Here is a 13,694-nt window from a genome sequence, read left to right as displayed (position 1 = left end):
CCGGTGGGAATTGCAGGCGTGGCGCCGAATTGGCATCAACGCTCCTCAATAGATAAATGCTGACCTGGAGCCCTTGTCATTCGCTCTACACCGGTGTAGGAAATGAAGTGCGCTGGCGTGAATGTGGGCTGTCGCGGCTGCCGGAACGTTTTGGTGGCCGATCTCGATGGCGAGGCGAGTGCCTTCGACGCGGAAGGCCTTGACGCTCTGAGAGGAGCAGCAACGCGATGTCACACACCAGTGGCCCCCGAAGGACCAGCCTTGTCGCCGCCGCGGCTTTGGCGGTGGTGTCGGTCATCGCCGCGGCCCCGGCGGCTGCCGCGACCGACACGTGGCATTCGAACGACGACGTCTATCACTACTTCAAGGTGCCGCAGTCGCAGGCCAGCAGCATCGTCGGCGGAACGCCGGCAACGCTCGAACTGGAGGCGAACATCGGCCCGAGCGGCACCTGGTCGGCGCTCGCGCTCGACCCGAGCGGCTCGGACTACGCCGCGAACGTCGGTCCGCTCGATCCCGGGCTGTACTACTACCAGTACACCGCGACCATGCCGGACAGGTCGAAGGTGTCCTTCCGCCAGCCCGGCAGCCCGGTGGCGGTGACGTCGAAGCCGAACTGGAACACCTTCTTCGTGCCGGGTGAGTCGGTCGCGTGGATGGACGACGTCGCTGCGGGCGGGACGGTGGAGGAACTGTCCTACCCGAGCGCAGCGGCGGCGGAGGACCGCACGGCCCTGGTGTGGACGCCGCCCGGCTACGACTCCGCCCGGGCCGAGGCGTACCCGGTCCTGTACCTGCTGAGCAGCGAGGGGCAGACCGCTCGTGAGTGGCTGGAACTCGGCCGGGCGAAGCAGATCCTCGACAACCTGGTCGCCGGCGGGGACGCCAAGCCGATGGTGGTCGTCATGGCTGACGCCACTTCCGCCGACCCCCGCGCCGAGCTGCTCAACGCCATCGTCCCCGCAGCACGGGCCGGCTACCACATCTCGTCTCGGCCCAAGAACCAGGCGCTGGCCGGTGTCGCCACGGGTGCCGAGCAGGCGATGAGCATCCTCCGCAGCGATCCCGGCGCATTCGCCTACGTCGGCTCCTTCTCCGGCTCCGTCGACGGCCCGATCACTAGGGCGGAGGCCAAGGCGATCAACAAGGGCACCGAACTGCTCCGGGTATACGTCGGCAACACGCTCGATCCGTCCTACAACGACAACTACGACATGCTGGTGGACCTGAAGAAGTCCGGCGTGAAGGTCGAGTTCGACGGCGTCAATCCGGACGACGGCGCCACCTGGGACGCGTGGCGGGAGAACCTGCGGGACTTCGCCGCTCGGCTCTTCGGACAGAAGGTCGTCCGCCACGGCGCCAGCACGGGACACCGCGCGCTGACCCGGCCGTACGCGCCCCCTGCGGCCGGGTCGATCACGACCCCGCACATCGACCCGCACGGCATCGTCACCTTCGAGACCGGCACCCAGTGGGCCGGTGCCAAGGACGTCACGATCTGGGGCAACTGGGCGCCGAACGGCCAATGGTTCCGGATCCCGATGAACAAGCAGCCCGACGGCCGCTGGCGAACGACGATCGGACCGCTCGACGGCTACTACTACTACCGGTACGTGGTCGACGGCGTCGACATGAAGGACCCGGCCGACACCGTCAACACCCACGTGATGGAGTCGCAGCTCTTCGTGCCGGGCACGTCCGACGCGATGCTCGCCGATGTCCCCGAAGGCAGGGGCGGCACGGTCTCGCTGATGACCTACGACGGAGGCCAGGGCGCGGAGCGCTACGCGTACGTCTGGACGCCGCCGGGCTACGATGCCGACCGCGCAGCGGCCTATCCCGTGCTGTACCTGTACCACGGCGGGGGCCAGAACTACGGTAGCTGGCTCGAAACCGGGCGTGCCAAGCAGATCCTCGATAACAGCTACCGCAACGGGACCATGGTGCCGATGGTGGTGGTCATGCCCGACCAGAACGGCGTCGACTTCTGGACCGACCTCAGCCAGCACGTGATGCCAACCGCGGCGGAGAAGTACCACATCTCGACTGATCCGAACGAGCAGGCGCTCGCCGGTCTGTCGTGGGGAGCCATGAACACCCTCGGCACCTGGCTCGGCCACCCGGGCGAGTTCGCCTACATCGGCGCCTTCTCGGGGGGCCTGCTCTCCTACCCCACCGCCGTCGACGTCCAGGCGGTCAACGAAAGCACCAAGCTGGCACGGTTGTACTCCGGTGACGTCGACTTCACGTACACGTTGACCCAGAACGCGATGCAGTGGCTGGCCGCCCAGGGCATCGAATACGAGTACGCCGGCACCTGGGTCGGACCGCATGGCTTCGACACCTGGATGGCGGATCTGATCGACTTCGTGCCGCGGATCTTCGCGCCCGAGTACCGGCTCGGCGCGGTGCGGCCACCGCTGGCCGGCGACGGCTCCGACATCGTCAACGCCGGACGCCCCGTGCCGGTCAGGTTCACCGTGACCGACGCGGACGGCGAGCCGGTCACCGACGCGCGACCGCGCCTCTATCTCGTGAAGAAGACCGACGGTGTGGCCGGCCACCGCGTTCCGGCCGCACCTGTCCAGAAGCGGGCGGACAACACCGCACGCTACAGCGCCGCACGAAAGCAGTACATCTTCCACTGGGACACCACCGGGCTCGCCCCGGGCGCCTACGAGTTGCAGATCGACCCGGTCCGCGGCCCCGTTCACACCGTCGCCCTGACCATCAACTGACCTCGCGTCACGCGGCCGGCCCGCCCTGGATCGGGCGGGCCGGCCGCTGCGTCCTGGGGTGGTGAATGGTGCGGTCTTATACGCTGGCCGACGAATCGAGGAGCGGCGGGAGGGGCCCGTGGCACGCAAGACCAACAGGTCGGCGACGATGCGCGACGTCGCCCGACTCGCCGGGGTGTCGATCAAGACGGTGTCCAACATCCTCAACGGCTATCAGTACGTGCGTCCGGAAACCCGCGAGCGGGTGGACGACGCGATCCGTGAGCTGGGCTACCACGTGAATGTGTCGGCCCGGAACCTGAGCCGGGGCCGGACCGGGGCGATCGCCCTGGTGCTGCCGTCGCTGCGCGTCGTGTACTTCGCCGAACTTGCGGACGCCGTCATGCGAGAGGCATCCAGGCGCGGCCTGACCGTCTTCATCGAGCAGACCAACGCTGAGCGCGACCGCGAGCTGCGGGTACTTGACGGCAGCTACCGGTCACGCTTCGACGGCGTGCTGTACTCTCCGCTCGCGCTGGGCCAGCAGGACCTCCCGCTGTTCGACGTCGACTTCCCCCTCGTGCTCCTGGGCGAGCGGGTGTTCGATGGCGGCCTCGACCACGTCACGATGAGCAACGTCGAGGGAGCACGTGCGGCGACCGAGCACGTCCTCGGCCGGGGCGCGACCACGGTCGTTCCCCTGGGAGTCAAGGACGATCCAACGCCGAGCAGCGGAACCCTGCGGTTCCAGGGCTTCCGGGACGCCCTGCGGTCACGAGGGTTCGCCGTCGACCCACGCGCGATCATCGGGGTACCCGACTATTTCCACTCCACCGGCGCCACGACGATCGCTCGCATCCTTGACAGCGGCGTCAAGCCCGACGCGGTGGTGGCGTTCGCCGACACACTCGCGCTGGGTGCGCTCGCCGCCTTTCAGGACCGCGGCCTCCGGGTTCCCGAGGACATCCTGCTGATCGGTTTCGACAACATCGACGAAGCGAACTACTCCCGGCCTCCGCTGAGCACCATCGACCCCGGACGCGACGTGATCGCACACCAGGCGGTCGCCCTGTTGGAAGAGCGGATCCAGCTCCAATTGGACGGTGTGCCGCGAGAGGAACAGCCGGCGCCCCGGAGGATGGTCGTCGACTTCGAGCTGATCCAGAGGCAGTCGACGCTGCGCTGAGGCCGGTGCCACACCGTTTTGCGCAATCGCCGGAATTGCATTGACCGTCATCTATACCGGTGTACGATGGACCTGCCGGTAGATCGAGGGCTGCCCGGCTCACCGGGATCCACCCAACCAGGAACGCCCACCAACAACGTGGGAATTCCTGGCACGGTCGTCGCTGCGGGCGCCGGTATCGCTCTGCTCGTCGTCGGACCGGCAGCCCGACGCTGAGAGGTTCGGATCCCGTCACCCCCACCATGACGGTTGAGCAGCCGGATCGCGCCGTGCTGCAGCCTAATCCGACCGTCCGTGTCGACCGGCACGGAAGGCAGTTCGAGGATGACGAGCTTCGGCTCGCCGTGCAGCGAAAGGCAGCACCATCGAGAGCTCTGCAGCGTGAAGAGGAGAAGGAGACCGTCAATGGTGAAGACCGGTTTCGCGCCCCCGCGAGCAAGGGGGCACGGCGGAGGCGCCAGGAGTCCAGGACGTAGGTCCTTGGCGCTCGGGCTGGCGTGGGCTGTGGCAGCGAGCGGGCTCGCCGCGTTCGCGCGGCCGACGTCGGCCTCCGCCGAGGACACGCCGGCGTACCGGAACACCTCGCTGCCATTCAGCGTCCGTGCGGCGGACTTGGTTTCGCGCATGACGCTGGAAGAGAAGTACGACCAGCTCATAGCGATGCAGCCGCATGCCACCTGGCGTGCGAAGCCGAAGGCGATCGACCGGCTCGGCGTGAGGTCGTACGGGTACTGGGGAGAGGCGAACCACGGGATCTACTTCCCGACCGTCCCCGGCAACGGCAACTACACCCAATATCCGCAGAGCACCTCGATCGCATCGACGTGGAATTCAGATATCACCCAGGAGATCGCCGGCGGTATCGCTGACGAGGCCCGCGTGACCTACAACACGTCCTGCCCGCCGGGTGTGGCGAACCCCAACCCCGCCGGTGGTGCCTGTCACGGCTTGACCTATTGGTCGCCGAACCAGAACCTCAACCGCGATCCCCGCTGGGGGCGGGCGGACGAGTCCTACACCGAGGATCCGTTCCTGGCAGGCCAGGTGGCCGGCGCCTTTGTGACCGGTCTGCAGGGCGACACCGCATCGCGGCCCGACACGGTACCCACCGGGGCGGCCGACTACATTCAGGCGGTCGCCACGCCGAAGCACTATCTGGCGAACAACTCCGAGGCGAACCGTGACTTCGGCACGTCGAACATCACCGAGCGTTCGATGCACGAGTATTTCCTGCCGCCCTTCGCGGCCTCGGCCGGCGAGGCGGGCGCGCGGTCGCTGATGGCCGCTTACAACGCCTTCTCCGTGGTGGAGGACTACACCACGGACTACCCGTCCGCATCGAGCTACCCGACCCTGTGGAGCCCGCGCGACGATGCCACCCCCGGCGGTACTCCCGGTACGCCGGCTGCGGCGAGCCGGTACGCCATCGAGACCATGCTGCGCAGGTCGTACGGCTTCGACGGCTTCATCGTCTCCGACTGCGACGCGATCACCCGCGTGCACGGAACCGGAACGTCGGGCCACTCGTGGCGGCCCGTGCAGCTCGGCGGGGCGACGCAGATCAGCAAGACCCTCGGTAACGCCTGGGCGCTCAAGGCCGGCACGGACCTTGACTGCTCGGGCGGTGACTACCCGACGGCGAGCGGACTCCCGGCGGCTCAGAGCCAAGGCTTTGTCGGCGAGGCCGACATCGACATCGCGCTCGTCCGCGCCTTCACCGCGCGGTTCCAGTTGGGCGAGTTCGATCCCGTCGCCTCGGTACCGTGGAACAGCGAGTCCTACTCGCTGTCGGAGGCCGGCGATCCCGACGTCAAGCTGGCTTCGCCGGCGCACCGTGCGATCGCGCACGAGTCCGCCCTCGAGGCGCCCGTGCTGCTCAAGAACGACGCCAGAACGCTCCCGTTCGCGGGCGCTGTGAGCGGCAAGACAGTCGCCCTGGGGCATGTGGACGCCCTCAACAGGTTCCAGTCGGGTTCCTACTCCGGGCCCACGGCTGTCAACACCACCTTTGCCCAGGCGTTGGCCGGACGGACGGGGTCGGCCACCTCGGCCGTGACCGCGGGCTCCAGCACGCCGTTCCTGTCCAGCCACCTCGCGGTGTTCCCCGACGTCCTCGACGCCAGCGGCACCGCGATCACCACCTCTCTGTGTGCCAGCAGCCCCTGCGATCCCGTCGCGGATGCGGCGACCGCCGAATACCAGATCTCACAGGCCGACAATGTCGTGGTCGTCGTCGGTCACCGGAACAACGACGGCGGAGAGGGTACGGATCGCGCAACGGTCGTCATGCCGCGCATGCAGGCCGAGCTGATCCGGGACTCGATCGCCCCGCTCGCCCAGAAGTACGGCAAGAAGATCGCGGTGTGGATCCAGGCCAAGACCATGGTCGACGTCAGCGCGGTCAAGGACCTGCCGAGCGTGGGGGCGATCGTCTGGTCGTCCTTCAACGGCATGTATCAGGGCAGGGCGATGGCCGAGCTGCTGTTCAACGACGCGGTGGCGCTGGAGGACGGGCGTACCGCGGTGGCCAACTTCTCCGGCAAGCTGCCGCTGACCTGGTACTCCGACATCGACGCACAACTTGGACCGGCGGCCGCGCCGGACCGCGGGATCGAGGACTACCGGATGACCAGGGCGGAGGGCGCCAGGTGCGGCCGGACGTACCTCTACTACCAGGTCGGCCCCGGTTGCGCGGCGCCCCACTACGTGTTCGGTCAAGGTCTGTCGTACTCGCCGTTCGTCTACGGCACTCCGAGACTGTCCTCCTCGAAGATCACTCCCGACGATCCGGTGACGGTCTCGGTGCCCGTGTCGAACCAGGTCGCCAACTGCCCGGGCAAGGCTGTCGTGGAGGTCTACGCCAAGGCTCCGAAGGGCGCCGACGGGAACCAGCGTCCGCTCAAGCAGCTGAAGGGTTTCGTCAAGAGCGGCCTGATCACCGGGACCCCCGAGACGGTACAGGTCACCATTGACGCCGGTGACCTGTGGTTCTGGGACAACGTGAAGCACAAGAAGGTGTTCCCCACGGGCGACTGGACCATCCTGGCCGGTCCGAGCTCGGCCGACGCGGACCTGAAGTCGGTGACGGTGCGGGTGGTCGGACACCGCACGGCCGGTGTCGAGGTGGTCTCGGCGCAGCCGGACGCCACCGAGTTGAGCCTGGACACTCCCGACAACCGGATCAACGCCCAACTGTCGGTCACCAAGCACGACATGACGTTCTGGAATCTGTCCGATCGGGCGCTCAAGGTGAAGTACACCTCCTCCGACCCGTCGATCGCGACGGTCGACGCCCGCGGCTCGGTCACGCCCGTGTCCACCGGCACCGTCCTGATCACGGCCAAGGCCACCGCCAACGGGGAGAGCAAGTCGACCACGTTCCCGGTCGTGGTGACGTCCGGCGCACCGGACGCCACCGGCTCGGCGTTCCCGAACGCTTACACGTCGCTGGTCGACTTCGGTGACCGGGCAGTCAAGCTCGACCAGGCCCGCTTGGGGACGCAGCTGTCCGCGAGTGTGTTCCCGCCGAACCCGACAGCGACGTACAGCTACCAGATCGCCCCGATGGACACCAACACCGCCGAGGCGAGCGTCACCTCGGCGGGAGTCCTGACCGCAACCAGGACCGGGCATGCGCGGGTCACTGTCACAGCAACGATTGCCGGCGTGCAAACGTCGGAATCCGCCCTGGTAAGGATCACACGCAGGCACCGGTTGGGCGGGGTGCGGCCACCGCTGGCCAGCGGCGGCTCCGTTCACGCCATCGCCCTGAACAGCAACTGACCTCGCGGCGCGCGGCCGGCCCGCCCCGGATCGGGTCGGCCTTGTGCCTGCCGATTCATGCGTCCGTGCTGGTCATTCCTACTGACGGAGCGGGGCCGGACGTGTTCGGCTTCAACAAGTAGTTCAGTTGCTGTGGCAACAGCGACGTGACCACCACCGGCACATGCGAGATGGTGTCCGGCGCCTCGCCGTGCGCGGTGCGGTAAACCCCGTCCGGGCAACGTGCTGATCGACCACCGACAGTGCCTGCGCGCTCGGTCGGAGTTCACTGCCGGTCATGATCCCTTGGCTGCGCCCCGCGTCAGGGAGTCACGGCGATGTTGGTCAACCCCGCGGTGGCGTTGCGGACCGAGTTCGAGGCGTACACGACGTTGGGGTTGCCGGCGCACTTCGACGTCGACGTGACGCGGATCGCGTAGGCGCCCACTCCACCGAGGTCGGCGGTGTTGGCCCGCCACACGTTGCCGCACCCGTTCGCGAACGCGGGCGTGCTGGTCGGGTTGTGTGTCTCGTACCCGTTGGCGAACGTGCCCGGGGTGGCGAACGTGCCGGTGTTGTCGTCGATGGTGTAGCCGATGCCCTTGACGTCGACCCAGGAGTCGGCGGAGTTCCGGCCGGAGATGCCGCGCCCGTCGAACGTGTTGGCGCGGATGACGCCGTCGAACGTGCCCTCCTTGACGTCGATGTGCTCGGCGCTGACGTACGGGCCGATCCGGTTGCCGATGACCTGGACCCGGTCGGAGCGGTCGACGCCGTCGGAGTTGCCGTGACATCCCCAGTTCGATCCGGCGGAGCCGATGTAGACACCTTCGCCGTATCCGGGTTGCGTCAGGCCGGTGTGTTCGACGATCGAGTCACGGATGACCCCGTCGGCCGAGGAACGGCGGAAGTGCACGCCCTCCTCGTCGGTGTGGTGCACGTGCAGACCGTCGACGACGACGTGCGGGGAGCCGTCGATCACGACGCCCTTCTTGGCGTCCCGGACGGTGAAGCCGGTCAGGTTCCAGTAGGGCGCGGCGAACACCCACAGGCCGTACCCCGGGTCCCAGCCGGTCGTCGGCACGGGGCACGGGGGTGCGGCGCCGGACGGTCCGTCGTTGACGAGCACCGCCGTCCGCGGCCCGGTCAGCGTGATCGGCCTGCCGGCGGTGCCGGGGCGTCGGATGAGGAACGGGCCGTGGTATTCGCCCGCGGCGAGCCGGATCGTCTGCCCGGGCAGGGCTTCCACCAGGGCGGCGTCGAGCTGGTCGGCGGTCGAGACGTCCACCACGGTCCCGGTCGGCTCGGTGGGTGAAGGGCTCGGACCGGGCGACCGGCTGGGCGACGGCGTCGGGCTCGACGGGATGGGGCTTGTGGGCGCGGGACCGCCGGCACACGGCAGTCCGTCGACGGTGCAGCCGGACGGCAGCCCGGAGCCACCGGCGTTGAAGCCGAAGCTCTGCTGCCCACCCGCAGCGACGACGACCTCGGCACCGTATCCGGTGTTCCAGACGGAGGTCTGCACGATCCGGGCGGTCAGCACCGGACCGGCCGCGAGCGCGGGCGCCGCGGCGGACGCGGAGATGAGCAGGAGAGCCGCGGCCAGGCCGGTCAGGGTGCGGTGGCGCATCGTAGCTCCGGCGCTCCGGCCACCGGCTTGTATCCGCAGGCCAGCTCCCAGCCGCCGGGCAGCACGGCCACCCGGTCGAAGCCGACCTCCTTGAGCAGGCTGGTGTAGAACTCGACCTCCCGCAGTCGGCTGACGCAACTGTCGACACCGATCAGGAAGTAGCTCCAGAAGAACTGCATCGCCAGGCGGTCCGGGGTGCGGAACTCCTCGCAGATCACCAGCAGCCCGCCCGGGTCGAGGGCCGCGTACGCCTTCTCGACCAGCCGGCGGGCGACGTCGTTCGGCCAGTCGTGCAGCACCCGGACGAACGCCATGGCGTCGTAGCCGGTGGGCAGCGGCTCGGCGAGGAAGTCACCGCCGACGAAGCCCAGCCGGGCGTCGTGCCCGGTGCGGGTCCCGGTGGCCTGCACCAGCGGCGCCACCGCCGGCAGGTTGAACACGTCGACCCGCAGCCCCGGCGCGTCGTCGAGGATGTGCGCGGCGAGCGTGCCGTCACCGCCGCCGACGTCCAGCAGACGGCACCGGTCCGACCACAGCCGGCCGGCGTGGCGGTGCGTCGTCTCGATCACCGGGCCGAGACCGACGGCCATGCTGCGCTCGAAGTCGGCGGTCTGCGCGTCGGTCTTCGGAGGCCAGGCGAAGTCGTCGTCGCTCATGCTCACGTCGCCGCGCAGGCTCTCGGCCAGCCGCCCGTGCAGCAGCCGCCAGGGGTAACGGTCCCGGTCCCGTTCGACGGCGCCGGGGCCGACGACCGCCGTGACGGCGTCCCGGAGACCGGGCACCGCGCGGTACGTGGCCGTCGTGATGTCGTCGTCCGGCTCACTGCGTTCGACGACGCCGAGGCTCTCCAGGCAGTCGAGGAACTTGTAGAGCCGCAGGGGGCGCAGTGCGAACCGGTCGGCCAGCTCACCGAGGCGCGCCGGCCCGGGATCGAGGGCGTCGAGCAGGCCGGTGCCGAGCGCGGTCTCCAGCACGTCCATGGCCTTCGGCCCGTTGGCGAGCAGACTCATCAGCGCCCGGGGGGACAGCGTGACAGTCACCTTTTCAGCTCCTCTTCCAGGGCGTCCATGAACGTGTCGATCTCGTCGAGGGTGTTGTAGACGTGCGGGCCGACCCGCAGGTAGCCCCGCCAGCTACAGACCATGTCGCGCGCCACCAGCCGTCGTTTGACGGCTTCGCCGTCGGCGACGTCCAGGCACACGACGCCGCCGCGCCGGTGCGGCTCGGTCGGGCTGACCACGTCTATGCCGGCCGCCGCGGCCCGCTCCAGGATCCGACCGGTGCAGGCGAGCGAGTGCCGCCGGATCGCGCCGGCGCCCACCCTCGCCAGCAGGTCCAGGCCGACCTGGGAGATCAGCGAGGTCAGCGGGAACGGCGTCCCACCGGCGAACCGTCGGGCCCGGTCGGCCCAGCCGGTCGACGGTTGGAACGTGAAGGCCCGGTCCCCGGCCTGCCAGCCGGTCGCCGCCGGCTCCAGTTCCGGCACCAGATCCGGGCGTACGTAGCAGAAGGCGGTGCCGACGCCGCAGAGCCACTTGTGCGCGCCGCCGAGGACCACGTCGACGCCGAGCGTGGTCACGTCCAGCGGCATGACCCCGATGCTCTGGAAGGCGTCGACGACCACAAGCGCGCCGACGTCGTGGGCGCGCCGCACCAGCCGGGGCAGGTCGATGGTGGCGCCCGAGGAGAAGCTGGCGTGCGGGACGCACACCAGCAGCGTCCGTTCGTCGATCCGTGCCTCGACGGCGTCCTCGTCGAACCGCGGGCCGCCGGAGCCGACCACGTCGAGCCGGGCGCCGTACCGGCGGAACGCGTTCCAGATGAACGGCACCGTCGGATACTCCAGGTCGGTGGTGACGATCCGGTTCCGCGGCGGGCGGTAGTCGAAACAGGACGCGACCCGGGCGAGCAGCGTGCTGAGATTCGCGTCGGTGACAACGCTGCCCGCGGGCGCGCCGATGAACGCGGCGACGGAGTCGGCGTACCGGTCGAGGCCGACGTGCCAGTCCTGCCATACCTCGTCCCGCCAACTCCGCAGCGTCCGCCAGTAGCCGGTGAGCACCCGCTCCGCGCCCCGTGGCACCGCGCCGGTCGAGTTGTTGTTCAGGTAGACGCCGGTACTCAGCAGGGGGAACTCGGCGCGCAGCGCGGCGTGCGCGCTGGTGTCGAGGCACTCGGGCGTGTCGGGGTCGAGGTTCCGGTGCGGTGCACTCACTCGGGGCTGCCTCCGGTCGGCTCGGTGTGGGGACGGGGTTCGGGTTTCGCCGGCGACGGAGGTGAAGACCGGGATGGACCGGGCGGCGGCCAGATAGGGCGTACCCTCCGTGTAGCCGGTGCCGGGCCGGGGGCCGAGCATCCGGGTGGCGAGCCGGTGGTGCGTGCGCCGCCACTGGAGCACCGCGGCGGCGAAGGACCGCATCTCCCGCTCGACCCGTTCGCCGTCGGGCGCGGCGAGCAGGCCGTTCCGCACCGCCGTGCGGTACGCGTCGTCGATCGACGGTTGCCCGGCGTGCACCAGGTCGCGTACCTCCGGCACCTGGCGGTACGCGGCCGAGTCCAACCGCGACCCCTCCGGTGTGCGGCACAGCGACTCCATCAGCTTGTAGGAGCGGGACTGGATGGCGCTGGCTCCGGCGGTGTATTCCCGGAACGTCCGGAACGCCTCCGGCTGCATCGTGGCCAGCAGCGAGAAGAGCGGTCCGGCGGCGGTGAGCGACTCCCGGGCGTACGCCAGCCGATCGGCCGCCCGCCCCGCGTGGCCGGTGGCCAGGGCGGCGACGGTGGCGCGCAGCTCCTCGGCGATCTGAGCGAAGAGGCACTCGTACGACTGGAGCACCCGGATGAACAGGTATTCGTCGTGCGACACGTGCACCGGCAGCATGCTCAGCCGCAGGATCAGCTCCGCCTCCGGTTCGGCGTCGGCGGCGACGGCCCGCAGCTCGTCCGGGGTCGCCGCCGTCGCACCTCCGGGGACCGTCGCGGCGATGCCCAGCCGGGCGAGGGCGGGCGAGACGGCCCGTACGCCGAGCCGGTAGCGCTTGGCCACCACGTCCCGGCTCGGGCGCCGTTCGGGCAGCAGGTCGGTGGCGCCGGCGGCGGCGGTCAGCTCGAAGGCCAGCGCGTCGGCGACCAGGCGGACGAGGAGCCGGTCGGTGTCCCGGCGGGCGGTGGACCGGCCGGCGTCGGCCCCACCGGTGACGTCGTCCCCGCCGGGCAGCCGGAGCAGTCGCAGCGCCAGGTAGCTGCGGTAGTCGTACCGGCCGTCCCACTTGTCGAGCGCGACGTCGAGGAAGTCACCCAGCAGGCGGGCGTGCGGCTCCCGCGCGGTGAACCGGGTACGGGCCTGGTCGAGCAGGGCGAGCACTTCCTTTTCGACGAAGTGTTTACCGGCTCGGTGAAACTCCGCGAGCACCGCTGAGTACGGAAAACTGCCGGTGGCACCGCCGCCGGACAGCCAACTCGTCAGTTCACGCACGAAGCCGCACCTCGACATTTCGGTCGCCACGCAGGTGGGCGAGGAGGAATTGACAATTACTGGTGAACGAGGATTGTCAACCGTGGCCGGCCGGTGATTCGGGTCCGGCGGCGGGCTTCAGGCGGGCTCGCCACAGTTCCGGGAAGAAGCGGTGTCCGACGAGCTTGGCGAGCATCGTCGCCTCGGCGCCGCCGGGATCGTGGCCCCCGACGCGCAGGGCGACCCGATAGTGCCGCGTCCGCCACAGCGACACCCGTTCGTCCCACTCGATGAGCGCCTCGGCGAGCCGCTGGACGGGGTCGGCGGGATCTGGCCGGCCCAGCGTGGCCGGCTCGACGCCCTGGGCTTCGAGGTGCTCGGCGAAGACCCGACCGAGCTGCCGGCTGGCGGCCTGGACCTGCCGCCAGCCGGGTGACTCCGCCCCGGATCCCTTGCCCAGAGCCGGTTGCATGGCCTGGAAGTCGGCCGGGGACAGGTGCCGGAACATGTCCAGCTGGTCGGTGACCAGCCGGATTCCGAGCGTCGCCCGGGCCAGCAGCGACTCGGTCGCCGCCAGTTCGCCGGCACGCAGCCGGGTGACCGCCTCGGTCAACTCGGCGGCGGCGAGCTTCAGCCACAACTCGGTGGACTGGTGCACCACCTGGAAGAGCAACTCGTCGCGGTGGATCATCTCGGCCGGACGCCGTTGCAGGTCGAGCAGCGTGTCCAGTCGCATGTAGCGCGCATAGTCCGTGGCGCCGTCACCAGGCAGCACAGGTGAGTGGTCCTGCTTCACGGAATTGATTCCCTCCGGTCGGCGCGGCGTCGGAGTCCGACGGTGTGATCACGCGCGTGCAGCGCACATTATGCAACGACAGGCAACAATGTGTCATCCGCCTGATGTGATCGTTCCGCGGACGAGCGGCGGACGTTTTTCCGCCACCG

7 protein-coding genes and 1 pseudogene are annotated in these 13,694 nt (G+C 69.5%); 3 read left to right on the top strand and 5 right to left on the bottom strand.

Annotated features, from left to right (window positions below; genetic code table 11):
- Nucleotides 1-227 precede the first annotated feature (227 nt).
- The 3 genes from O7602_RS16780 (at nt 228) to O7602_RS16770 (ending at nt 7,686) form a co-directional block, all read left to right on the top strand.
- Nucleotides 228-2,738 (top strand): alpha/beta hydrolase-fold protein, encoded by a 2,511-nt coding sequence (locus O7602_RS16780; protein WP_281583589.1) that lies wholly within the window; start codon nt 228-230, stop codon nt 2,736-2,738.
- A gap of 118 nt (nt 2,739-2,856) precedes the next feature.
- Complete coding sequence (locus O7602_RS16775; RefSeq protein ID WP_281583588.1) at nt 2,857-3,903, top strand: LacI family DNA-binding transcriptional regulator; 1,047 nt, start codon at nt 2,857-2,859, stop codon at nt 3,901-3,903.
- 480 nt (nt 3,904-4,383) lie between these two features.
- Complete coding sequence (locus O7602_RS16770; RefSeq protein WP_281583587.1) at nt 4,384-7,686, top strand: glycoside hydrolase family 3 N-terminal domain-containing protein; 3,303 nt, start codon at nt 4,384-4,386, stop codon at nt 7,684-7,686.
- Nucleotides 7,687-7,987: 301 nt separating this feature from the next.
- Here the strand turns inward: O7602_RS16770 and O7602_RS16765 are convergent, their stop codons facing one another.
- From O7602_RS16765 to O7602_RS16750, 5 genes and pseudogenes are all read right to left on the bottom strand, one after another.
- Nucleotides 7,988-9,295, bottom strand: coding sequence for a hemagglutinin protein (locus O7602_RS16765; RefSeq protein WP_281583586.1), 1,308 nt, complete (start codon nt 9,293-9,295; stop codon nt 7,988-7,990).
- A complete protein-coding gene (locus O7602_RS16760) occupies nt 9,277-10,335 on the bottom strand; it encodes a methyltransferase (protein ID WP_281583585.1) in 1,059 nt (352 codons plus the stop codon). The genes O7602_RS16765 and O7602_RS16760 overlap by 19 nt, the downstream gene beginning before the upstream one ends.
- A complete protein-coding gene (locus O7602_RS30970) occupies nt 10,332-11,585 on the bottom strand; it encodes an aminotransferase class V-fold PLP-dependent enzyme (RefSeq protein ID WP_348651333.1) in 1,254 nt (417 codons plus the stop codon). Before O7602_RS30970 ends, O7602_RS16760 begins: the two co-directional genes overlap by 4 nt.
- Nucleotides 11,574-12,788: pseudogene (locus O7602_RS30965) on the bottom strand (tryptophan 2,3-dioxygenase family protein); the annotation flags it as partial. The gene O7602_RS30970 and the pseudogene O7602_RS30965, both read right to left, overlap by 12 nt.
- 58 nt (nt 12,789-12,846) lie before the next feature.
- Nucleotides 12,847-13,545, bottom strand: coding sequence for a tryptophan 2,3-dioxygenase family protein (locus tag O7602_RS16750; RefSeq protein ID WP_281583583.1), 699 nt, complete (start codon nt 13,543-13,545; stop codon nt 12,847-12,849).
- Nucleotides 13,546-13,694: the final 149 nt, after the last annotated feature.

Origin of the sequence: Micromonospora sp. WMMD1128 (genome assembly GCF_027497235.1) — a bacterium.
Classification (GTDB): domain Bacteria; phylum Actinomycetota; class Actinomycetes; order Mycobacteriales; family Micromonosporaceae; genus Micromonospora.
This window is presented reverse-complemented; position numbering and strand designations above follow the sequence as displayed.